Annotated in this window: 17 protein-coding genes; 9 read left to right on the top strand and 8 right to left on the bottom strand. The window is 49.6% G+C overall.

Annotated elements, in window-relative coordinates; translation table 11 throughout:
- Positions 1-152: 152 nt before the first annotated feature.
- The 5 genes from GmarT_RS28735 to GmarT_RS28715 form a co-directional block, all read right to left on the bottom strand.
- Positions 153-1,463 carry a polysaccharide pyruvyl transferase family protein gene (locus GmarT_RS28735; protein WP_052301228.1) on the bottom strand — a complete coding sequence of 437 codons (1,311 nt, stop codon included), beginning with the start codon at positions 1,461-1,463 and terminating at the stop codon, positions 153-155.
- A gap of 647 nt (positions 1,464-2,110) precedes the next feature.
- Positions 2,111-5,218 (bottom strand): sigma 54-interacting transcriptional regulator, encoded by a 3,108-nt coding sequence (locus tag GmarT_RS28730; protein WP_002645063.1) that lies wholly within the window; start codon positions 5,216-5,218, stop codon positions 2,111-2,113.
- Between the two features lie 612 nt (positions 5,219-5,830).
- A complete protein-coding gene (locus GmarT_RS28725) occupies positions 5,831-6,592 on the bottom strand; it encodes a class I SAM-dependent methyltransferase (protein WP_052301230.1) in 762 nt (253 codons plus the stop codon).
- A 90-nt stretch (positions 6,593-6,682) separates the two neighbouring features.
- Positions 6,683-7,891, bottom strand: a complete 1,209-nt coding sequence (locus GmarT_RS28720) for an alpha/beta hydrolase (protein WP_157158914.1) — start codon at positions 7,889-7,891, stop codon at positions 6,683-6,685.
- 186 nt (positions 7,892-8,077) lie between these two features.
- Positions 8,078-8,893 (bottom strand): CPBP family intramembrane glutamic endopeptidase, encoded by an 816-nt coding sequence (locus tag GmarT_RS28715; RefSeq protein WP_002645066.1) that lies wholly within the window; start codon positions 8,891-8,893, stop codon positions 8,078-8,080.
- Positions 8,894-9,082: 189 nt separating this feature from the next.
- On the opposite strand from GmarT_RS28715, the gene trpC reads away from it, so the two are divergent.
- From trpC to GmarT_RS28670, 9 genes are all read left to right on the top strand, one after another.
- Positions 9,083-9,883, top strand: coding sequence for an indole-3-glycerol phosphate synthase TrpC (gene trpC / locus GmarT_RS28710; protein WP_002645068.1), 801 nt, complete (start codon positions 9,083-9,085; stop codon positions 9,881-9,883).
- A 45-nt stretch (positions 9,884-9,928) separates the two neighbouring features.
- A complete protein-coding gene (locus GmarT_RS28705; RefSeq protein WP_002645069.1) occupies positions 9,929-10,540 on the top strand; it encodes a hypothetical protein in 612 nt (203 codons plus the stop codon).
- A gap of 180 nt (positions 10,541-10,720) precedes the next feature.
- The gene (locus GmarT_RS28700; RefSeq protein ID WP_002645070.1) at positions 10,721-11,386 is read left to right on the top strand and encodes a type III secretion system chaperone; all 666 of its coding nucleotides are present in this window, start codon (positions 10,721-10,723) and stop codon (positions 11,384-11,386) included.
- 296 nt (positions 11,387-11,682) lie between these two features.
- Complete coding sequence (locus GmarT_RS28695; protein WP_002645071.1) at positions 11,683-12,687, top strand: zinc-dependent alcohol dehydrogenase family protein; 1,005 nt, start codon at positions 11,683-11,685, stop codon at positions 12,685-12,687.
- A gap of 66 nt (positions 12,688-12,753) precedes the next feature.
- Positions 12,754-13,902, top strand: coding sequence for a proton-conducting transporter transmembrane domain-containing protein (locus tag GmarT_RS28690; protein ID WP_044236839.1), 1,149 nt, complete (start codon positions 12,754-12,756; stop codon positions 13,900-13,902).
- Positions 13,903-14,611: 709 nt separating this feature from the next.
- A complete protein-coding gene (locus tag GmarT_RS28685; RefSeq protein ID WP_081459412.1) occupies positions 14,612-15,703 on the top strand; it encodes a sugar kinase in 1,092 nt (363 codons plus the stop codon).
- Positions 15,704-15,871: 168 nt separating this feature from the next.
- Positions 15,872-17,248, top strand: a complete 1,377-nt coding sequence (locus tag GmarT_RS28680; protein ID WP_002645075.1) for a sigma-54-dependent Fis family transcriptional regulator — start codon at positions 15,872-15,874, stop codon at positions 17,246-17,248.
- 174 nt (positions 17,249-17,422) lie between these two features.
- Positions 17,423-18,127 (top strand): lysophospholipid acyltransferase family protein, encoded by a 705-nt coding sequence (locus GmarT_RS28675; protein ID WP_002645076.1) that lies wholly within the window; start codon positions 17,423-17,425, stop codon positions 18,125-18,127.
- Between the two features lie 147 nt (positions 18,128-18,274).
- The gene (locus GmarT_RS28670; protein WP_002645077.1) at positions 18,275-19,903 is read left to right on the top strand and encodes an NAD(P)/FAD-dependent oxidoreductase; all 1,629 of its coding nucleotides are present in this window, start codon (positions 18,275-18,277) and stop codon (positions 19,901-19,903) included.
- Here GmarT_RS28670 and GmarT_RS28665 read toward each other — a convergent pair.
- The 3 genes from GmarT_RS28665 to mtaB form a co-directional block, all read right to left on the bottom strand.
- A complete protein-coding gene (locus GmarT_RS28665) occupies positions 19,887-20,186 on the bottom strand; it encodes a hypothetical protein (protein ID WP_044236841.1) in 300 nt (99 codons plus the stop codon). The genes GmarT_RS28670 and GmarT_RS28665 overlap by 17 nt on opposite strands.
- 160 nt (positions 20,187-20,346) lie before the next feature.
- On the bottom strand, positions 20,347-21,015 hold the full coding sequence (locus GmarT_RS28660; RefSeq protein WP_002645079.1) for a nucleoside/nucleotide kinase family protein: 669 nt from the start codon (positions 21,013-21,015) through the stop codon (positions 20,347-20,349).
- A gap of 94 nt (positions 21,016-21,109) precedes the next feature.
- Complete coding sequence (gene mtaB / locus GmarT_RS28655; RefSeq protein WP_002645080.1) at positions 21,110-22,420, bottom strand: tRNA (N(6)-L-threonylcarbamoyladenosine(37)-C(2))-methylthiotransferase MtaB; 1,311 nt, start codon at positions 22,418-22,420, stop codon at positions 21,110-21,112.
- Between the last annotated feature and the right edge of the window lie 206 nt (positions 22,421-22,626).

Below are 22,626 nucleotides of genomic sequence, written 5' to 3'. Positions count from 1 at the left end.
AGCTTCCGTTTGTCTGCGACAACCCCGAATTGCATTCGGGGCCATCCCAATCTTAGCGATCACATACGTGATGCTTCGGTGTCTGTTCGTGATTTTCGTGGTAGAAAAGTTGTAGTCTAAACCAGACCGACGTATCTCTCACTCGATCCGAGTTAATCCGCAGATTTCTGCTGGTCGAGGATCTCTTTGATTTCGCCCATCATTTCTTTGGACCTTGTGTTGACGGTGTGCATGGCGCGGTTGACTTTGGATTGGGCCAGTTCGGGTTTGGCGTCGATTTTTAACAGGGCGCGGGTGAACTGGTCAGCCGGGTCGGCGTCGATGTCGAACAGCCATTCTGACAGGCCGATGTCGCGGAACATCCAGCGTTTGAGGCCGTGACGCGGACTGGCCAGGTGCATGGTGGGAGTGCCCATCGCCAGGGAGATAATGCAGGAGTGGGGTTCCATCGAGACGACGGCGATGGCCTGGGCATAAGTCGAAGCGGCTTCGTCGACGTTCCAGAAAGGATCGCGATTCACGACGTAGGGTTTGACGTCTGCAGGCAATTTGTCGAGGATCATCTGCTGCGCGTGCACGATTTCTTTATCGACTTCGGGGGCCAGCAGAACTTTCTTGCCAGTCTTGCGGACCCAGTCGGTGATAACTTCGCGGAGTTTCTTCGTCCAGAGTTCGTTCTGGGCGAGGTCCTCTTTGCTGGGGTTAGCGGGATTCATCGACGTGCTCTTTTTGGCACCGATTTTGGGGGTGTTGCTGCGGAGCGTGACAGTGATGAATTCTTTGGGTTTCAGGTCATGGGCTTTGAGCCAGTCGCTGGCTTTGGCATCATCGCGGACATCAATGCCGAAACAGCCGTCAGGACCGAAGGCGAGGGACGGCGCAGTGACGCCGATCTTGCGCAGGTAGTAGAAGGATTCAACATCGCGAGTGTAGATGGCGGCGGCGCGGGAGAGCAGTTCGCTCATTTTCGCTTCGTCTTCCGGAGCAAAGCCGTCGAAGGATTGGCCGTAAAGGACGAGAGGTTTCTTTGTGACAGTACAGGCTTCGATGATGTAGTTTGGTGGTGGCCAGAACTGGTTGAAGTGCATGCCCGAGTTGTAGAGAAAGAGGTCGGCTTCGTCGAAGGCTTGCTGGAATTCCGGGTTGTTGGCTTTGCCGCGGGCGTTGAGTTTGCCCTGCACGATCTGAACTTTGGGGAACCGCTGTTGAAGCATCGCGGTAATTTCGGGGGTTGTTTTATGCAGCCAGAGGATGATTTTGACATCGGGCAGATATGTTTCCAGATAACGAAGTGTGCCGGGGGTATGGCCGATGTCGCCGATATTGACGGTTTGCCAGCCGGATCGCATCAGGATGGTTTTCTGATTGGATTCCGCGGCCTGTGAAAAGGAGCAGACGAGCAGAGGTGTGACAGCGAGCAGCATCAGCAGCGAACGACGATTGAGCAGACATGTTGGATTCACAGAAGAGGTTCCTTGGGGTGGGTCAGTATTATTCATTTTGAGAGATTGATTTCCGTTTGATTTATCTTAGCTGTCTGTGGGAGCAGAGAAAAATCAAATTGAATTATTTAAGTTTGTTTTTTTGAGGATTCTGCTGCAAAGCCAAGTGACACAGGTGAGAAATGTTTAGCTGCGCGTGCCTGTGACCGGCGCGTATGATGTCTGGAATCGAGTTTGCAGAATTCAATAAACAGGGAGGTTTCGAGATGGTGTTCCATAGGAAAGGCAGACAGTTTCCGGTTATGTCAAGTGATCGTGCAGCAGTGCACCAGGTGGTAATGCGGTGCCTGTATGGCGATCTGTTTCCAAACAGAACCGATACCAGGGTGATCCTGTTGTGGTACGTTGCGATCCTGTGGTGTTGTGTGTTGACCCGCAGCGAAAAAAGTCACATTTTTGTCAGTCGTTTTCAAAGTGTGGCTGAAACGAGCGGGTTTAATAGTGCTGATCTTATCACAGGAGTAAGAAGAGCAGTGAATGTAAAGTGGACACGCGCGCGACGCAGGTACGAAGCATCGCGATCGGCGCAGCGGGGACAAGAGCAATTCTATTCACCAGTCGGTGGCCGATATGCAGTGGAAAATTCGACCGTTGATCGGAAAAGCGAATCAGGTGATGTCGTATTTTTTGAGTTTGCTGTAGTAGGTGCTACGGGGCATACCGAGCAGGCGGGCAGCCTGGGCTTTGTTACCGTCGCATTCCGCGAGTGCCAGCTTGAGCTGTTCGGGTTCAGTGAGTCGCTGATCGACGTGGTTCTGCGAGCCGGGAAAGGTGATGACTTCGACTTCGGAGAGTGGGATGCGACGTGTCGTGTCCGAGCGAACATTTTTGGTTTCGAAGACGCGGGCCGGGAGACGTTTTTTCTGCTCCAGCAGATCGGCGGGCAGGTCTTTCATTGTGATGACTTCAGATTCGGCGAGAACGACGGCGCGTTCGATGACGTTTTCCAACTGGCGGATGTTGCCCGGCCAGGGAGCGCGTTCGAGGGCTTCGATGGCGTCGGGATCAATGTGGGAAATGCGTTTGCCCAGCCGATTGGCAGTCCGTTTAAGGAAGTAGAAGGCGAGTTCGAAAATGTCTTCGCGACGTTCGCGCAGTGGGGGCAAGGTGATGCTGATGACATTGAGGCGGTAGTACAAGTCCTCACGGAACAGGCCTTCGGTGATGCGCTGTTCGAGATTCTGGTGAGTCGCGGTGATGAGTCGCACATCGACGTGCAGGGTTTCCGATCCGCCTACACGTTCGAACGCGCGTTCCTGCAGCACCCGCAGGAGTTTGACCTGGGTGTCGAGCGAGATATCCCCGATTTCATCGAGAAACAGGGTGCCCCCGTTAGCCAGTTCGAATCGACCAACGCGGTCTTCGTGGGCACCGGTGAAGGCGCCTTTGACGTGGCCGAAGAGTTCACTCTCGAGCAGACTGGGAGAAAGAGCGGCGCAATTGACGCGGACCAGTGGTTTTTCGTGACGGGAACTGTTTTCATGGACGGCCTGGGCCAGAAGTTCTTTCCCGGTTCCGCTTTCGCCGCGTACAAGTACTGTGGATTCAGAATTGGCGACTTTGCGAACGGTTTCCATGACGGAGCGGATGGCGGGGCTGTTGCCTTTGATCATACCTCGTTGGACATCGTGAGCGGGGGTGGAGCGTTCGGCGATTTCCTGCGAATTGGTGAGTTCGGACTGCAGGACGGAGACGAGTCGGCGCTGGTCGTCGATTTTTTCGACTTTGATTCGCATCTCTTCGTTGAGGCGACGGAGGTCCTGATGGATTTTTGTACTGTGCAGGGCGATGCTGGTGATTTGCCCCATGGCGTTCAGGAAGGTGAGGTCTTCGGCGGAGTAGGCACTGCCTGTGGTACGTTGTCCAAGGGCAACAAAGCCGGCAAATTCGCCGTCGAGTTCGAGGTTATAAATGAAGTCGAAGCCGAGCAGGCGCAACAGCTGTTGTGCGGGAGAAGCTTCTTTCAGGAGACCTGTTGCGACGCGCTGAAAGGCAAGTTCACCTTCGAGGACTTCCAGGAGTTCCGGGCCACAGGGGACGGCAGAGGGGGCATTTTCAATATGGAAGCCAGTGAGCAGATCAAACTGAGTGCGTTCGGGGTTGAGCAGATAGATGGCGGCGTTCTTGACCTGAAGCACTTCGCGGCAGGAAGTGAGCATGCGGTCGGCGATGGAACGCTGATCACCCAGGCGACCAACGGCCCGGTTCATACGTTTAAGGGCTTTATCAAGCTGGTATTTCTGACGGAAGAAGCGGCGGTCGATGAGTCGCTGGATACGGTCGCGCGACCAGAGCAGCAGCGAGATCGCAAACAGCATCACCAGGAAAACAGAGACTGCCTGGTTAGTACTGGGGGCGCGATTTAGCTGGGTCCCCAGCAGAGAGCCGAGCGAAATGACGGTGGCATAGAGAATTGAGATGCCGGCACTGACGACGTAAAACAGCATGCCGCGGCTGATGATCTGATCGATGAGCATCAGACGGTAGCGGATGATTCCGACGACGAAAGCCGCCATAAAGGAGACACTGGCGAGGAACATGGGAATCCCGGCACCGCCGAGCGCGAACTGGGTACGGTCGAATTCGGCCATATAAATTGAGTAACCAACGGGGATCGTTGAGATGAGCCCGGCCAGCGCGATCCATTTCAGCTGATTGCGTTCGTAGGGATTCTGACTTTTGAAATAGCCATGAAATACGGCGACAAGTGTCGCGAGATAATACAGGCCGGCGACTGTGATATATGCATAGACGGCCCAGCGCAGGATATAGATAGCCTGAAAAACGAGTGGAGAATATTCGAGTCCGGCAAGTTCACGGGGATCTTCACCAATATGCGAGGTCACCCGGAGGTATGTCAGACAGGCCAGAATTAACAGTGTGGTAGCGACGGGAATCGAATAAACGACTCGCAACAGTCCGACAGGATGTTGAACGAGTTGCGGAATCGCCCGCGGGTAAGTGATGAAGAAGTGTAACGTGATAGCCGGGATGAGGACCGCAGCGATCACAAAGGGGGTATTCAGTATGAGAGAGCCGGCAATAATCCACCAGTTGTAACCGCCGATAAAGGCCACCAGAGTGATAATACCCATGATGAAGAAAATGCGAGTTGTACGATCAAAGGGACGCATCCAGTAGGCGAAAGCACCGATGGCGAGGATGATCAGTTCCAGCGAAAACCAGAGAAGTGAGATCGCCACATCTCCGGAAGGGATAGACTGGATCTGGATCCAGGCGGTTTTCATCGTGTATGTAACAGAACTGGAGTCGCTCGTGTCCCTGCTGTAATATTCGATCTTTATGAAGCGACCGCTGTTCTGGATTTCCACCATGGAGGGGACATCATGTTCGGTCGGATCGGCTTTGGGTTGCAGTTGTCCGCCGGGAGGCAGATCCATGTTGCGAAGTTTGCTGAGGACCTGTGAGAAATCGAGAAAGGTACGGATAGGAAATTCGCCGATCCTGGTGAGCACGTCTCCATTTTTGGGAGCCGAGAAAGCGCCCGCGGTTTTGATATCGGGGGTGGCTTTGATTTCGATTCCCGACAAACTGGGGCCATCTGTCTGAGGTAAGGCCTCTACACTATCCAGCATGGCGCGAATGCGGAGATCGGGACTGGTGGTAACAAATCCGAGCACGATCACTGAGTAGACAATGGCAAGGATTCCGCAGGTGAAGAGAATCGCGCGTTCTCTGATCCCTTGTTTCTTCATTATTACAAGATCCCCCGCTGAGCTGGACACGTTTGAAATCAACGGTAGTTGATGCGTCGCACATTCGTTTAGCGCCGAAAATGTGGCGCCGATGAGGTGTCGACTTCAACAATAGAGCAGTTCGGCGCCGAAAATACAAGCGACAGTGTCGAAATCGGTGAGAAGCAACAGGATACGAATGTATAAAATACGTAGTTTGTCGTCGAAAATTCTTTAAAATAGGTAAATAAAATCAGTCACAAGCCAGAAATAGAAAATAATCCTCTGTGAACGAAAAAATTGGTGGAGTTGGCATGAGCAATGCATATATCATCCAGCAGAGAGTTGAAAGGAATCAGGAAACGGAGTTACTGACTCTTAAATGAGTCCCTGGTTTTATTCAACTTTCTGAACCCAGCCTGGCCCTTAAGAAGGAATCTGGTCTGGACGGAACATTATCCAGAAGGTCCCCCTGATTTGCGAGTTCTGACCCAGCACGCTCATCAGTTTCTGTGAAGTGAAATAAACTACGCTTTATCCGTCCACAATTCACCGCCTTCTTAAGGGCTTTCTTTATGCGCTGAGGGCAGTGTATTTTCGTTCTCTGATCGCGCGATCCTCTCAGGCCAGTCCTTATCTGATGTGACCGTAATAGAGGTTGGTGTCGTATTTAAACTCAACCTTACCGTTTACCTGATGCTGGTGAAAAATCTCTTGAACGCGTGCCAGGATTTCTGTGTATCCGGGCTGGTTGACGTTGGGAGCATACGAAGAAGAGAGCAGCCGTCCGGTGAGAGATTCGAGATCGAAGGTCTGCTGGCTGGGGAGTGACGCAGTTTGTACAGGGTATGGATGAAAGAACCGGGTGAAATCGGTGAGGGAGAGATTCGTATGATTCACCTGAGTGTAGTCGGTTGCGAATTCAAGGAGCATCTGTTCGTAATCGCGCAGAAAAGGAGTTGTGTCGATCTGACGTTCGTTCCAGATGAGTACAACCCATCCAGCAGGTTTAATGATTCTTTGAAACTCCTGTCGGGCGCATTCGCGATCAAACCAGTGAAATGCCTGACCGGCGACAATGAAATCAAATGAGTCGGCAGGGAGATGTGTTTTTTCCGCAGTCGCATTGATGCTGTGAAAATGAGCGTATTCTTTCAGGAACTTTTCGGCAGCGTGCCTCATTTCCTGGTTGGGTTCCACGCCATATACGGTATTGTGATGATCGAGAAACAGTCTGCTGGAAATTCCCGTTCCCGAACCAATATCGGCGATCAGAGAATCTGAAGTGAAGCCGCAACGGGTTTTCAGGAGATCGAGGACCTCACTCGGGTATCCGGGACGATATTTAATGTAGTTATCCACGCGATCTGAGAATCGGGAAGTCGAGTTATTCATCGCAGGAGCCCTGATCTGAAAGAACATTCGGGGTTCACAGGAAGTATATGCCTGTTACAGGCAGACATTATATATCGTAAGACGTCTCAATTAGAGACTGGTTGTCCTGACTTTTTTGATTTCTGGCGGTTCTTTATCAAAGGCCCAGTAGTTCTGACCGGCAAAGTCTCTGTGCAGGAGCCAGTTTCTTTCATCTGCAGGACTGTTCTGTTTAATCAGTGCGAACAGATCACTGAGGACGGCCCGGTTGCTGCCATAATAGGAATGACTCATAAAGCTGGTGTCGACGGCTGAGACATCGATGGTTTCGATGCCTTCCAGAATCAAAGGTTCCCGAGAATCTCCCGCGCGGCGTTCCTGGTTTACGGCTTTGGAAGCGACGAGAGCGACATCGCCTGACCCGGAATAAAGTGTGACGCGGTGTGCTTGCGCAATAATGGAAGGTGCCAGGGTTCGGAACTCGGAGACGCCGACATCGGGAGCCGCCAGAATGATATTCTGGAATGGCTTCGTTGTTTCAAAGTGTTGTGGCAGTCGATTAAGGGCCCGCATCACAACGCGATTACCCATGCTGTGTACCATGATGTTGATTTTTGTTCCCGGCGGGACAGAATTGACTAATGTTTCCAGAAAATGGGCCATCGGTTCAACGCTGGAGCTGGCGACCTGACCGTCGAGCAGATATTTCTCAACCCCTCCCTGGGAAGGCCAGCTGTAGCAGACGACCGGCCCGTTGAAGGGAAGATCATTGGCAATCTGTGCTGCCCGTGTGACGGCACTGGGGAAGCTCACATTGAAACCATGGACGAAGACCAACACATCTTTTTGAGGTGCCCGCTCCAGCAGCAGATTCAAATCTGCAAAGAAGGGCTCTTCATCGGCAGGGGTTAACGAGCTGATTTCCACCTGGCCTTCCGGGTCTGGAGAACCCTGCCAGAGTGTCTGGATCACTTTCGATTTGAGATCGCTTTGATTTTTTCGAGAGATATGAACCTGGCTGGAACCGTAAGCCACCTCTGGGCCAAACTCATTCGCATAGCCGATTTCATCAGAAGGGTTTTTTTGCTGCAGTCGATTTGTGGCGTAAAGAATTTTCCAGTCTGTACCTTCTTCGGATTGTTTTGCTGCGATAGGGTCTTTGAGAGAATCAGCGTATGATTCTACCAGCTGCTGCGACAGAGCCCCCGTGACTTTTCCGGTGTAGATCAGATCCATTTTGGATTTCATTGTCTGACAGGAGAGACAGAAACAGGCGCAAAGCAGGAGTAGTACCCAATGGCGAATGGGGGGGGCATTCATTTCGGAGGTCTCCGAAGGGTCGAGTTCAGATTGGAGAAGAAGTGTTGCAGACAGATTCGGCTGAAACACCAGCTGAAAAATACATGAGAGGAAGATTTGAGAGAGGCGGGAAGGATACTGCATTTTCAAAAACGGGTGAATCCCAATTTGAACAAGTGGGCGCATGAATATTGAACTGAAGGTTTCTTAATTCGTATTCTGTTGATTTGCCAGGGCCAGGGCCAGATTGACGGCATTGAACAGAGCATGTGTCACGATGATGGCGATATAACTGCGCCGATAATAGAAGAGGGTTCCCAGCACAACCGCCAGTGGAAACAGGGGGATACAATCGGGAAATCCGTGGACGATACTGAAAACCAGCGAGCTGGTCAGAATCGCAGCGAAAGGATGTAAAAGCCTCTCCAGCCAGCCTTGAAAGAGGACTCGATAAATCAGTTCTTCAAACAGTGGTGCGACGAGGACCGCGGAAATAAAAATCCAACTGATCGTGGAAAAATGTGGCTCGGCTTTTAAGAGCAGAAAAAAAGGATGCAGGCTCTCTTCTGATCGGAAGGGGTAAGTCAGTAACAACAGAGCCATCACAGGCAGAAGCGCGAGCAGAAAGCCAACAGCTCCATCGCGCAATTGCCGACGAATTTCATTCAGGCGAAATCCCAATTTCTGAATCACATCGAAGTGGGCCAGAGCCAGCATGAGGATCAGGATCGTCCCAAAACAGAAAGTAATCAGTGACGATTGCATGATCTGTACTACTGTAACTGGCTTTGAAGGCGCCAATGTCTGATGCCATTCACTCCATTCACGCTCGAGGGAACTTATAAACTGAATGGCAATCCAGAGCATCGCCAGGAGAACGGGGAACGAAAATTCCAACTGGTATCGATCAGGGTTGAGCGGGAATACGGACGAAATCCGTCTGGTTGTCATCAGCTGCAACCAGTAGCGAATGCTCAGTAGAGTCAGGAGCAGCAGTAATAGATGCAGTGCTGAAGGGACCAATCAATGGCCTCCTGATGAAGGGAGTATCGAAAAACAGCATGAATGTGCCATGGTTGTCATCCGAAACCGGAAATACAAGCGAATTGTGGCAGGATTTGCTGACTCTGTGGTACTTCGTGTCGCAGGAAGTTATGCTACGTGGAAGCAGTTTTACGTTTTTATTCCAGATTCAGGTGTATACAGGAAGTCGTGAGTAATATTCTTGAAGATATTGTGGCCAGCAAACTGACAGAAGTCAGCCAAGCGAAGTCGAAGGTACCCGTTGAACAACTGGCAGAGGCTTTGGCGGATGCTGCGCCTGTCAGGGATTTTGTTGCCTCGATGCAGTCACATGGCCCGGTGGCGATGATTGCAGAAGTCAAAAAAGCATCTCCTTCCGCTGGTGTGATCCGGGAAGATTTTCATCCGGTGGAGATTGCCAGGATTTATGAGTCTGCGGGAGCGGCTTGTCTGAGTGTGCTGACGGACGAACAATATTTCCAGGGGCATCTGGATTTTCTGATAGCAGTTCGAAAGAATGTCGCGATTCCGGTTTTGAGAAAAGATTTCATCATTGATCGCTACCAGGTTTTAGAAGCGAGAGTCGCTGGTGCAGACTGCGTCCTGTTGATTGCTGAATGTCTGGACGATGCGCAGCTGGAAGATCTCTATGGTTATGCATTGGAACTGGGGATGTCGGCTCTGGTTGAAATCTATGAGCCTGATAATCTGGAGCGCGTATTAAAGCTGTCACCTCCGCTGCTGGGAATTAATAATCGAAATCTGAAGACGTTTGTCACCAGCCTGGATCATTCCATTCGACTGGGGGCACAAGTGCCTGCGGACTGCCTGTTGATCAGCGAGAGTGGTATCCGCGATCGGAGTGATGTCCTCAAACTGCAGGAATCGGGTGTTCGCGGCATCCTGGTTGGCGAGACTTTAATGCGTTCGTCGGATATTGGAGAAAAAGCACGTGAACTGCTGGGGCACGCATCTCAGCCAACTCAATAATCATTTAATCTATCAACCTGTCAACAGAGCAGAGAAGGATCAGCGATGTCAGATACGGAGCAGCAAGTGGAACATGTCATGGTCGTGCCAACACTTCTTTTTCACGAAGTGGGCTACTTTCAGGGATTTAACGATCAGGTGGCACCTTATCTGAAAACGTTGTTTGATCCGAACTATATCAGTTTCCGACCTCGCGATACGGTCGAGGAAGATCCCAGTTTCAAACAGCTGATTCCGTATTGTATTTTTCGCCATGAGGGGAAGATTTTTTACTATACACGGGGCTCCAAAGGGGGCGAGCAGCGATTACACAGTAAACGTTCGATCGGGATTGGCGGACATATCTCCCTGGAGGATGATGCGAAGGAAGGCTCCACATATCGAGAGGGTATGCAGCGCGAAATCCAGGAAGAAGTTGCGATGGATACGAAGTATACAGAAGCCTGTGTCGGTCTGATTAATGACGACGAAACCGAGGTCGGAAAGGTCCACTTGGGAATAGTTCACATATTTGACCTGGAGTTGCCCAAAGTTCTACCCCGTGAAGAGTCGATTATAGAGACAGGGTTTGACTCACCGGAAAAACTGTTACAAGAGTTAGATCAGTTCGAAACCTGGTCTCAGATCTGTCTGAAAGGGCTATTTGAACTATCTTAACTCAAGTCGGCAGAAACTGCCGGTGGAAACGGTAAGTCAGGCAAATCGACATACAGATTCATGAACAGGCTGGTTGCGGGACTGCATACCAGCCAATCTGCCTGATCAGGGAATGAGGGCAGAGAAAAATCGACATATGTCAATACAAGAGAAACGAAGTGACAAAGGAGTGTCTTCAAAATGAAAATCACGTTTCGCGGATGGATTGTTGTAGGTTGTCTGTTGGCTGTCTTGTCGGCGATGGCTGTATTAGGTGCTGGAGTTCATGCACAACAACCAGTTACCACAAAACCGGCAGTGACGACCAATCCGGAACTGCCAGGCCAACTCTCAGAAGAGCAGTTAGGAAACCTGTTGAAAGCAATGGGTTTAACTGCGACCAAAACTAAAAAGCGGTACGACTTTCAGTTCAAAGCCAATCAAAACAAAGAGGAGTGGGAACTTTCCATGTCCGCCGTTCTGAGTGAGAATGGTGAATGGGTGTGGGTCATGGCGTGGCTGGATCCTTTGCCTCGCAGTGCAGCGGATGTTCCACGGACTGCGATGTTACGCCTGCTGTCTGACAACGACCGTATGGGGAATGGTAAGTTTTTTGCTTACATTTCCAGCAACCGTCGATTTGTATTGCAGCGTGTGATTCCCAACCAGCGAATTACAACGAAAAAGTTTCATGAGATTCTGAGTGATCTGGGCAGCAGTGTAGTGCAGTACTATCCTCACTGGTCGACTGATAACTGGAAGCGTTCTTCAACTCCAGAACCTCAGGGCACCGCGCAGCAGACGCCGGCCCGTCCGACTCAGACAGCTTCAGGGGCATCCAACTTCACTCCTCGAACCCAGAACTGATCTGATATCAGTTTGACTTGAGCCTGGTTTCGTTTCTTGGTTCGAACATCCTTTCAGTTGTTCCGAATTAAGTAGTCCAGACAGGGTACGATGAAATGAAGAGAAGCTGCTGACGGAAAAGCAGAATCCATTTTGAAGATGGAATCAGTCCTTGTTGCCTGATATGGTGACAAGGGCTGATTCACGTTCGGGTTCGCGCTTTTCGCGATGTTGAAGCTGGTATCTGCTTGCTGGAATTGAGTTCAACCTGCTAAAATCTTTTCAGTAGAGCCCCTGAACAGTGAAAGATTCAGTTTATGCGCATGATTCGCTTTGAGCAATTCGGAGAGCCGTCAGAAGTTCTCAAGGTCTGTGAGGCGGAAGAACCAGTTGCCAAATCGGGAGAAGTGCTGGTCCGCATGCTGGCCAGTCCTGTCAATCCGTCCGATCTCCTGAATATTCGAGGCGGGTATTCATCGCGTCCCTCACTGCCTGCTACGCCGGGTTTCGAAGGTGTGGGCGTTGTTGAAGCCAGTGGCGGAGGATTACGAGGCGCTCTGTTCAAAGGTAAGCGAGTTGTAGTCTTGAATCGAAGGACTGGAAACTGGGCAGAAAAGGTGGTCGTTCCCAGTGAGTATGTGATACCTGTATCATCACGTCTCACACAGGAGGAAGCGGCAACATTTTTTGTGAACCCTGCGACCGCCTACATACTGGTCAAATCGCTGCTGGATGTCCCGCGCGGGGAATGGCTTCTGCAGACAGCGGCCGCTTCAGCCGTAGGGAAAATGGTTGTCCGGCTGGGGAATCATTTTGGACTTCAGACGCTGAACATTGTCAGACGCCATGATCAGGTGGAACAGTTGAAAAACGCTGGTGCCAGTCATGTGGTAGTGTTTAATGCAGAGCATGATAATGAACGGGTATTAGTAGATCAGATCAGAAAACATCTGGGCAGTGAAACGGTGAAGTATGCCATTGATGCAGTGGGAGGCAAGACAGCATCAACAATCGTCAGGATTCTGGGAGAACGTGCCAGGATGATAGTGTATGGGTCTTTAGATCGAACACCGCTTGACTTTATGTCGCGCGATCTCATTCGCAACGGTGCCACTCTCGAAGGATTCTGGCTGGCCCGATATATGGAATCTCTGTCACTGCCTGCCAAGTTGAGACTGGTATCAAAGTTAACCGGCTTTATTCGTAATGGGGTATTGGCAACTGATATTGGCAATGTCTTTCCCGTGGACGAGGTCGTAGAGGCAGTGATCGAAGCGGAACGAACTGGAAAAGCCGGAAAGGTTCTGATTCAGCTATCCTGAATCGGCCCATGATTCAGAAATGAATACTGTTGTGCCCGAATCTTGATTCCTGAAACGAAATATCGCATGGCGAACGATCTTTATTTCCTGGTATTCTTTTTTGAGCTGGTACTCTTTTTAAATTTCATATTATTGACCAGGCGATTAGATGGTGAGAAGAGGCAGGCTGCTATGCTGCAGCAGCTCAAAGCTAATCTGCCTTTAACAGCAATTCTGTTGACAGGTGTGTTATTGTTGTCGACTGCCGCTGACTCAATGGATCTGGGCAGTATTCAAAACTATCTGGAAACATCAGAGTTGAGTCAGGCATCGTTATTAAACGACTATTCTGCGATGTTGGGGTTGATATTGATTGTCTCGGGAGCAGTCTTCCGTGTGGGACTGCTGCCAGTTCATTTTCAGAACCGACTGTTGCTGAAGGATGCTACCTGTTTACAGGCTATCATGGCGATCCTGCTGCCAGTCGCCGTTGGCTTGTTTTTTCTGATTCAGGTTGTCAGCCAGGTTCTGGTCGTCAATCTGTCATCCGTAGAGCAGCTATTGTTTTTCCTGTCTCTGGTTATTCTTGTAAGTTCTGCGGGACTCCTGCTGATCGAGAAAGAATGGAAAGGGATCCTGCAGCTGATCGTCATTCAAAGTGCTGGTGTTTTTCTGGCACTGTTTTCTGCAGTCTGCTGGAAGTGGAGGCACGAATCGTCTGCCACTGAAACAGTATCGATTCAACAGTCAATGCAGTCTTATATACCGGATCTGTGCATCATCTGGCTGGCGATTATGGGGTTCGCCTGTTTTCTGGATGCAGTCGGGCGGCGTCGGTCTGCGCTTGTCTTCCCGGAACAGCTACAGGGATTTCTCCTTGATCAGCGATTGTTGGGGATCGCTGCAGTTGTATTACTCGCATTACTGATGGGCTTTCCCGGATCAGCTGTCTTTCAAATGAACCTGCAGGCAATCCGGTGTCTATTCGAAATTCATCAGGAGGCATTAAAAGGGACAATGGCGATTGTGCACGCAGGTTACCTGGGGCTCGGGATTGTTCTGATCGTCTCTTCCGCGATGGTTTCTTTCACCTGCGCCAGGCTGATTTTACAGATCAGTTTTGCAAAACCTTTGACCCGCTATCGACAAAAGCCTCACCGGGGACTGGTGCTGTTCTGCTATGGATGTGTGATTGGCGTATTGCTGTTCAGCCTGCGGAGCGTGGTGAATTTTTGAAGCTTGTTGAACCTGAGCGAGAAATTTATGAGAATTTTTTATCATCCGGATAGATTTTGTGGATGAAGAGATTGCCGCAATGTGGGCATTCAATAGAGCATCCCAGTCGGCGGGATTGAATTTCGAGTGAGGTTTTTTGACCTGATTTATGAATTCCGAATTGAGGTGTAATTTTATTTTTACAGGATGGGCAGAACACTTCAATTTCATTTTGCTGCATAGTGGCGGTTTCCTTCTTAAGGGAACAATGGCAATGCCACACAATATCTGGGATTTTGATGTTAGACGTGCGGTACACATCAAGTGACCAGATAATAATGTTCTCTGAAAACAGCGGGGCGGCAGTTCCATGCAGGCAACCCCGTCCATATCCATCTCTGTCCCTGAACGGGCTAGACGAAACTGCCGCCACCTGTATATCAATTAAACATTCTTCTACAGTCCAGGCAACTGAAAGATCAGATCTTAGTATAGGGGTATGACAACAGTCTGGCATACCCTGACGGATTAGTTGAAAATAATTTAAGAATCTGGAATGGTAGCACGCCGATCTGCAGTACCATAGCTTCAATTCCCGTTCCGGTTCTGGTCCTCTGGCCTCCTGACAACTTTGAAAAGCCCGGTAGCTGGAATCATTCATCAGCCCAGTGTAAGCTGAGTCACTGTTAATAAACACTCTATTTCTCATTCATTATCTGACAGGTGTCTTGTGAGAGTAGTTACATTTGGTGAAGTTATGTTACGTCTGGCTCCGCAGAACCATTTGAGAATCAGCCAGTCAGTACCCGGAATTCTTGAGTCCACATTTGGTGGCGGTGAACTTAATGTTGCCGTTTCCATTGCTTTGCAGGGAGGAGCTTCTGCTTTTGTAACAGCTTCACCCGATAATGCCATTACGGATTCTCTCGTACAGGAAGTAAAAAAAACAGGCGTTGATTCCAGTCTGATTCAACGCAGTTCGAGAGGAAGATTTGGAATTTATTTTGTAGAGACGGGGGCTAATCAGCGCGGAGGGACGGTGACTTATGATCGTGAGTTCAGTTCGATTGCGTTGGCGACTCCAGATGAATTTGACTGGAATCAGGTTTTTGAAGAGGCAACCTGGTTTCATATTACCGGAATCACGCCAGCAATCAGTGAATCGGGGGCAGCGCTTGCTCTGAAAGCTATGCAGGAGGCACAGGCGAGGAAAGTGCCGGTTTCCTGTGATTTGAATTTTCGTAAAAAACTGTGGAACTGGAAAAGCGGAACGAAACCGGTTGAGCTGGCGAAAGAAACAATGCGATCTCTGGTTCCGTATGTGGATGTCGTGATTGCCAATGAAGAAGACGCGGATCTGTCATTGGGGATTCGAGCGCCTGAATCGGATGTAGATGCGGGTGAATTAAACGTCCAAGGCTACATTGCGGTAGCAGAGCAGATTACACAGCAGTTCCCCAATGTAAAACAGGTGGCCGTTACCTTACGAGAAAGTATTTCTGCAAGTCACAACAACTGGGGAGCCATGTTGTATACTCAGAATCAGCAGAAGGCAGTGTTTGCGCCGTGTGATAATGAAGGCAACTATTCAAGTTACCAGATTCACAATATTGTTGACCGGGTTGGCGCAGGAGATTCTTTTGCCGGCGCATTGATTTTTGCCTTAAATACACCGGAACTGGCTGCTCCCGAGACGGCAATCCGTTACGCTGTCGCTGCCAGTTGCCTGAAACACAGTATCCAGGGGGATTTCAATTATTCTACCCGAAAAGAGATAGAAGCATTAATGAACGGTGCGGGATCAGGACGTGTACAGCGTTAGTTAATTTTCGCTTACAGATCAGTTGGTGAAAATGAAATTAGTGTATAATGATGGAATGGACGCTCTCGACAACCGGGTTGTGTCGAGGTGGTCAGCTTTATAATCAATTACGAGGTACAACCTTTTTTTGTGTTGAGTGACTGAGATCCGCGAAAGGGTTGAAGAGACATGCAACGAGGATCAGGACGCCGTACACGGCTGGAGACCCGTTTAAATGCTCTCAGTACGCCTGTTTTTGCTCTCGATGCTTCAAGGACGATATTGTTTTTTAATAGAGGGTGTGAACAACTGCTGGAATGGTCGGCAGAAGAAATTCTGGGTCAGACTTGTGACTATGCGATCGATACCGATACTGATGAATGTGAATCGGTCTGTAATTTAATCTGCCCTCCGGCAGAAGTCTTTCAGGGAACTCGTCTGGAAGTACCCCGCTTCCTGCTCGCACGAAGTGGGAAAACGATTCCCTGTCTCATTCGATACAGCCCTCTGACTGATGAGCAGCGACGAACGAAACTGGTTCTGGGCTTCATAGAACGGATTCGAGACCCTCAGGCACTTCCATCGGCTTCTGCATCGCAGCAGTTGCATGCAGAGCTGGCTGCTTTGCGGTTGTCCCTACGTAATCGGTTTCGCTTTTCGACACTCGTGGCACGCAGTCCCGGCATGCAGCGCGTGCTGCGACAGTTGGAGCTGGCAGTTCAAACAACACAGCCGGTTCACTTCCAGGGTGAGACAGGAACGGGAAAAGAGCATCTGGCACGTGCCATTCATTTTGAAAGCGAGCAGAGAAGAAAAATATTCATTCCTCTCAATTGTGAAAAACTTCCTCCCCGGGAACTCAAACAGACGGTGAAAAAGATCTTCGAGCGGGATTACGACGAATCGATGCCGCTAGAGCCGGGAGTATTATTTCTGGCTGAGATACAAAATCTGCCCCGTGATATTCAGGAAATGATTCTTGAAAATCTGCAAGCAAAAGCAAAGAACGTGCATGTCAGATTAATGACTGCCAGCTCCATACCGCTGCAGGAACTACTGGACCAGGAAACGATTCTTTCTGAATTTTTCTTTTTCATTACGACGATGGAAATTCAAGTGCCAGCTTTACGGGAAAGAAGGGAAGATCTGGAGCTGTTATCGCAGCATTTTCTGGAAAATGAAAACCGCTATCAGCAAAAACAGGTAAGCGGTTTTGCGCCCGGGTTATTGTCATTATTCCAGGACTACTACTGGCCTGCCAACCTGGATGAGCTGATCCGGGTCATACAGGCGGCATTTGAAGCGACTACCGAACCAGTTATCACGCGTGAATCTCTTCCCTTGCGATTTAAAACCGGAGTTGATGCCCGTTCGCTGGGGCCTTCTGTATCAGCTCCACTACGACCACTGGATGAATCACTCAGTCTGGTTGAAAAAGAACAGATTCTACTGGCGTTAGAACTCTCCAGAAATAACCGGACCGACGCTGCGCGCATGCTGGGGCTGACCCGTGCCAAGTTATACCGTCGGATGGAAGCTCTCAATATCAGCATTGATGAGCTCTGAAGGCTTCTCGATTATGTGAAACTGGGTGCTTTGCGGGCTCTGGCGTCAGGTTTTTCTTTGAGATTTGCTCCGAATCGGGAATTTAAGAATTGGGATTTGCGCAGATGCCAACATGAGTACAATTCTGCATTCTTACTTGAGTGATCTGATAGTGTTTCCTGCAGGAGTAGTCGGTTGAAAATTAAGAGTCGAGCATTACTGGGTGTTCTGAATTCCCTGGTTGTTTTTGTCATCCGTATGATTTTCAAGACAACACGCCTGGAGTTCGTGGGTGACAGTCTTGATCGGTGTCCCTTTGCAGATACGGGGTCAGAACGATATCTGTATAGTGTATGGCATGATTCTGTAATACCCCCGCTCTTCTGTAATGTGGAACATAACAGTGTGGCATTGATCAGCCAGCATCGGGATGCAGATACCATCGAGGCTATGCTGAAGGCAGCCCGCATGGGAGCGATTCGTGGTTCCACTACGCGTGGCGGTGCCAGTGCCATGAAAAAATTAATGACTTCCGCAGAAGGCAAGCATGTGGTGATCACCCCAGACGGACCAAGGGGACCGCATCATCAAATGAAACCAGGCATTGTATTTCTGGCATCTCATTCGGGGCGAAGTATTATCCCGAATGCGTTCGCCGCTTCTCGTAGCTGGAAATTTCAGGGAAGCTGGACCAGTATCTGGATCCCCAAGCCCTTCGCGACCGTTTATTATCTCGTCGGGAATCCCATTCATGTCCCGGAAGATATTTCACGCGAAGAGATGAGAGAATACACTGATCTGGTTCAGGAAAAAATGGAAGAACTGGAACAGGAACTGGAGCAGATCCTCACTGGTCCTGTACAGGAACGGTCAACGGTGCCCTTTCGAAAAGCTGCCTGAACATCAGCAGCAAAGTTTTTTTTGCTTTTCTGATTGTTTCGAAGTGACAAAATTGCATTCGCTTACACGGGCGGTATAACATGACGCATTGCCAGGCATGATCAGGTATCCTGCCACTGCGCTCGATAGTTTTCGGTTGAAGCCTCTATGTCACTTAAAGTCACAAACATCCGCCTGCCAGTTGAATTTCCCGAACAAGAACTAGCGGAAAAAATTGCAGAACAACTGGGCATCAATGCGAATGAGATTCAAAACTATCGTATTCTCCGGAAGAGTCTGGACGCACGCTCCAGGCATGATTTGCGATTCGTCTATTCTGCAGAAGTGATTCTCCCTGATGAAGCAGGCGTTTTGAAAAAGCTGCGGGATGATTCCTCAGTTCAGGGGTATACTGAAGCGCCTTTTCATGATCCTGGTTGTGGTGCACAGCCGCTGGAAGAACGGCCTGTCGTTGTCGGCTCGGGACCTGCCGGTCTGCTGGCGGGATATTTTCTGGCCCTCAAAGGGTACCGTCCTCTCATTCTCGAGCGTGGTTTCCCTGTCAAAGAACGGGTCCCTGAAATCAGACGTTTTGACAGGGGAGAAGATTTCCATAGAGAGAATAACTACCTGTTCGGCGAAGGAGGAGCAGGCTGTTTCAGTGATGGGAAACTGACCTGTCGTTTGAGTGGTCCGGATGTGCAATGGGTTCTCGACCGTTTTGTGGACTGTGGTGCACGTTCCAGTATCGTTTACGAGCATCGTCCCCATCTGGGTAGTAATAAACTTCCCATGATCTGCCGCAATTTTCGCCGCAAGATCGATTCGCTGGGCGGTGAATTTCGTTTCGAATGTCGTCTGGAAGGATTGGATGTTGTAGACGGTCAGGTACAGGGAGTCATGACATCATCAGGTTATATAAAGACGTCACATGTGATTCTGGGTATCGGACACAGTGCGCGTGATACTTATCAGATGTTGTATGAACTGGGCGTTCCCATGTTTCGTAAAGCGTTTCAACTGGGTCTTAGAATTGAACAACCTCAGGAACAGGTCAATCAGCATAAATATGGTCGCGAAGAGTACCTGTCGCTTCTGGGTGCCGCCGACTATACCATGATCACTAAGGGAAAACGTGACCTCTATACGTTTTGCATGTGTGCAGGAGGGATCGTGATGCCCAGCGTTTCAGAACCGGAGATGTTCTGTACGAATGGTATGAGTAATTCGCGACACGATACCGGTTACGCCAACAGTGGTGTCATGACGACGATTTATCCCGAAGAATTTGGCAGCGAACATCCTCTGGCGGGAGTCGAACTGCAGAGGAAATATGAGGCAGTGGCATATGCATTGGGAAATAAAAATTATCTTTGTCCGATACAGCGCGCGGGAGATTTCCTGAACCAGAAGAAGACCGATTCGAATTTTTCTTACAGCGGCACTTATCAGCGGGGGGTGGTTGCCACGGAGCTACATCAAGTTCTGCCGCCAGTGGTTCTTTCACAGATAGAAAACGGATTGCCTGTCATGGATCAGAAATGGCGTGGCGCATTCCTGGCGAACGCAGTACTGGTTGGTCCGGAAATGCGGGGTAGTTCTCCCGTTCGCATCGATCGGGAACGAGATACTTACCAGGCTCCCGGTTTTCGCGGGTTATATCCCGTTGGAGAAGGTGCCGGCTACGCAGGCGGAATTGTTTCTGCAGCCGTTGATGGACTTCTGAGTGCCAAGAAACTGGTGGAGGAATTTGCCCCGCCAGGAACTACAGCGGAAAAACTTATTCACCATCAATGATTTGATTAATCGACTTGTCAATGGCGGCGAGATACTGATCCAGCTTCTCGAACAGTTCCTGTGTAAACTGGTCGCTCTTCAATAGTTCCGCAGCCTTATTTCTTATGCTGATATCCTCGACACGTCGTTTTTCGACGCCGTCAGGCAGCTCGCGAACCAGCCGAACCATCTGCTCATTCATGGGAATAAAACCCAGTTCCAGATGTTCTACCAGCTCGGAAGTGAGCCGCTCGGAATCCGAGAACATTTCCCGTAATGTCAGTTGGCTGAGCGCACGCTTCACAATTCCTGTCCCCCTTCCAAAGATCAACAGATATTGATATTAGACAGGTGATCGTCGTGAAGGGTCAAGGGTATTTTCAGTTCAACTTTGATTAAGATTGGGTCAATCTCTGTTTCTGTTCAAATGGGATCTGAACAAAGGGCTGAAGACAGGTCAAACTTCAGATTAACTTGCTAACATACGACCAGATTTCGTCGCTAATCTCCTCGATAGACCTGAGCGTCTCTTTCTGCAGGCATTGAATTTTCTGCCAGTGCTGATTTTCTTCAGCCAGTTGAAGATAGACTTCTCTTACATTTGCGAGGTAAGTCTGATCTGCTTCCTGCAGGTCAGCAACTTTCTCGGTATATGAGCGTGCCTGTTTTTCAGCGATCAGTTTTTGTGCATAGTCTGCAGGCAGATCGAGAAGAATCGCGAGGTTCAAACGAGGCATTTTATAAATGGCATATTCAATCTGCTCAATCCATTCGATGAACTCACTCCGTTCAGCACCGGAAAGTTTTGCTCCCTGGTGAGCCACATTTGAAGGGATGTAGCGGTCAAAAATCACGACATCGCTGGTCTCGATGGTGTTCAGAATATGGGACCGGGATTCAAAACGATCGCCGGCATATAGCAATGAAGCGAGAAACGGGTTGACTTCATCCAACTCACCAAACCGTCCGTTCAGGAAGTCCCCAATCGATTTACCGAATAATGTCTGGTCGTAACGGGGAAAGCCGATCAGGCTGGTTTTGATTCCTTCCGCCTGACAGCGGGCGTGTAACCTGGCTGCCTGAGTTCCTTTTCCAGAACCATCAATTCCTTCGATTGCAATAATGACTGCCACTCAATTTCTTTCTCTTTATAATGCGGTGTTCTATTGTCAAATTGAAATGTCTACAGATGGCAGCGCAGTTCAATATCTGCTTACGCAACAGTGATCAGGGAGAGATTCGATCTGCTTCGAGAAATTCGAGGTAGTCTCTACTGCCTCGTGCATAAACGAATTTTCCCAGGTCTGCTTTTGTTCCCTGACAGACCACGGGAGCGTACCAGCGATCGGTACCACGAACCCAGCCGGGTCGCCCGTCACATTCGCGTTCAATCATTACTTCGAGATCGCGATCAATTAAAGTGTGATAGAACTTTTGTGCCAGCGAGCGTTCCAGGTCCGCAAGTTGTGCACAGCGTTCCTGTCGAATCTCAGGTGATACCTGATCCTCATATGTTGCAGCCGGTGTCCCTTTACGGGCACTGAAAGGGAAGATGTGAATTTTCATGAAGGCTGCCTCTTCACAGGCCTGCATGGTCTCTGCAAATTCTGCGTCTGTTTCACCAGGAAATCCGACAATTACATCTGTTGTGAAGGAGGGGTGATTCAGTCGTTCACGCATCTTTTGCAGTTTTTCCAGAAAACGGCTGACATGGTAGCGACGTTTCATACGGCGCAGGACGGTATCAGAACCACTCTGGAGTGAAGGGTGGAATTGTGGACACAGATGTTCGCAATCAGCGGCAGCTGAGATAAAATCATCATTAATCTCTGCTGTTTCCACACTGGAGAGACGCATTCTCCAGTCACCGGGGATCTGATCCAGTTTACGAAACAGATGCCAGAGCCGAAATGGAGGCTTACCTGATTTTCCACGTGTTGTGTCGACCCCAAAATGACCGACGTGGATTCCTGTGAGCACGATTTCTTTGAAACCGTTATCGACCAGCCGACGAACTTCAGCCTCAATGTCCTCAGGAGATCGACTTTGCAGACCTGGTCGAACAGACGGGATAATACAGTAGGTGCAACGCAGGATACAACCATCCTGCACTTTCACATACGCTCGTTTTCGTCCTTCAAATTCGGAAATCCCTGTGGGCATATCGACGATACCATGCCGTTCCAGTATGTCGGGCAGTTCTCGTTTATCAGTTACGACTTCGAATACTCCAGGTAGCTCAGAAACCGTTTTGGGATCTCGAGTGGCGTAACAGCCCATCACCAGAATTTTCGTTCCCGGATTATTCTTCGCAAGATTCCGAATCAGTTTTCGTCCCTTGGAATCACCGGTGGCAGTGACTGTGCAGGTATTGACGACACAGAGATCAGCGGTTTCCGCTTCCCCTGCTTCGCGATAGCCGTTTTTCTCAAGCGCTTCTTTGACCAGTTGTGTTTCGTACTGATTCACCTTGCAGCCCAGTGTTACCAACTGGCAGGTTTTATCTTTTCCGGGAGTTTGAAGTTGGGTGAGTGTCATGTTTATGCAGCTGTGTTTAAACAGATGTTTTGCGCTGTGAGCAACTCTGCTTCACGGTGGCGATACTTAGTAATGTAATCGAGCCAATCAGGAAAATCGCTCGGAAACCGGGACTTACCAGAATTTACCACATTCCATCTGGAAATTCATCAAGTCAGGTCGCATAGTATAATCAGAGTCAAACCAGACTTCGAGCGGCAGAAACC

Source organism: Gimesia maris, from assembly GCF_008298035.1.
Lineage (GTDB): Bacteria > Planctomycetota > Planctomycetia > Planctomycetales > Planctomycetaceae > Gimesia > Gimesia maris.
Note: the sequence above shows the minus strand (reverse complement) of the source record. Positions and strands in the feature narration are given on the sequence as shown.

Excerpts from the sequence above, each read along its gene's own strand:
- GmarT_RS28730 (WP_002645063.1), bottom strand. The coding sequence starts at position 5,218 with ATGAAGAAACAAGGGATCAGAGAACGCGCGATTCTCTTCACCTGCGGA.
- GmarT_RS28725 (WP_052301230.1), bottom strand. The coding sequence starts at position 6,592 with ATGAATAACTCGACTTCCCGATTCTCAGATCGCGTGGATAACTACATT.
- GmarT_RS28720 (WP_157158914.1), bottom strand. The coding sequence starts at position 7,891 with ATGAATGCCCCCCCCATTCGCCATTGGGTACTACTCCTGCTTTGCGCC.
- GmarT_RS28705 (WP_002645069.1), top strand. The coding sequence starts at position 9,929 with ATGTCAGATACGGAGCAGCAAGTGGAACATGTCATGGTCGTGCCAACA.
- GmarT_RS28700 (WP_002645070.1), top strand. The coding sequence starts at position 10,721 with ATGAAAATCACGTTTCGCGGATGGATTGTTGTAGGTTGTCTGTTGGCT.
- GmarT_RS28695 (WP_002645071.1), top strand. The coding sequence starts at position 11,683 with ATGCGCATGATTCGCTTTGAGCAATTCGGAGAGCCGTCAGAAGTTCTC.
- GmarT_RS28690 (WP_044236839.1), top strand. The coding sequence starts at position 12,754 with ATGGCGAACGATCTTTATTTCCTGGTATTCTTTTTTGAGCTGGTACTC.
- GmarT_RS28680 (WP_002645075.1), top strand. The coding sequence starts at position 15,872 with ATGCAACGAGGATCAGGACGCCGTACACGGCTGGAGACCCGTTTAAAT.
- GmarT_RS28670 (WP_002645077.1), top strand. The coding sequence starts at position 18,275 with ATGTCACTTAAAGTCACAAACATCCGCCTGCCAGTTGAATTTCCCGAA.
- mtaB (WP_002645080.1), bottom strand. The coding sequence starts at position 22,420 with ATGACACTCACCCAACTTCAAACTCCCGGAAAAGATAAAACCTGCCAG.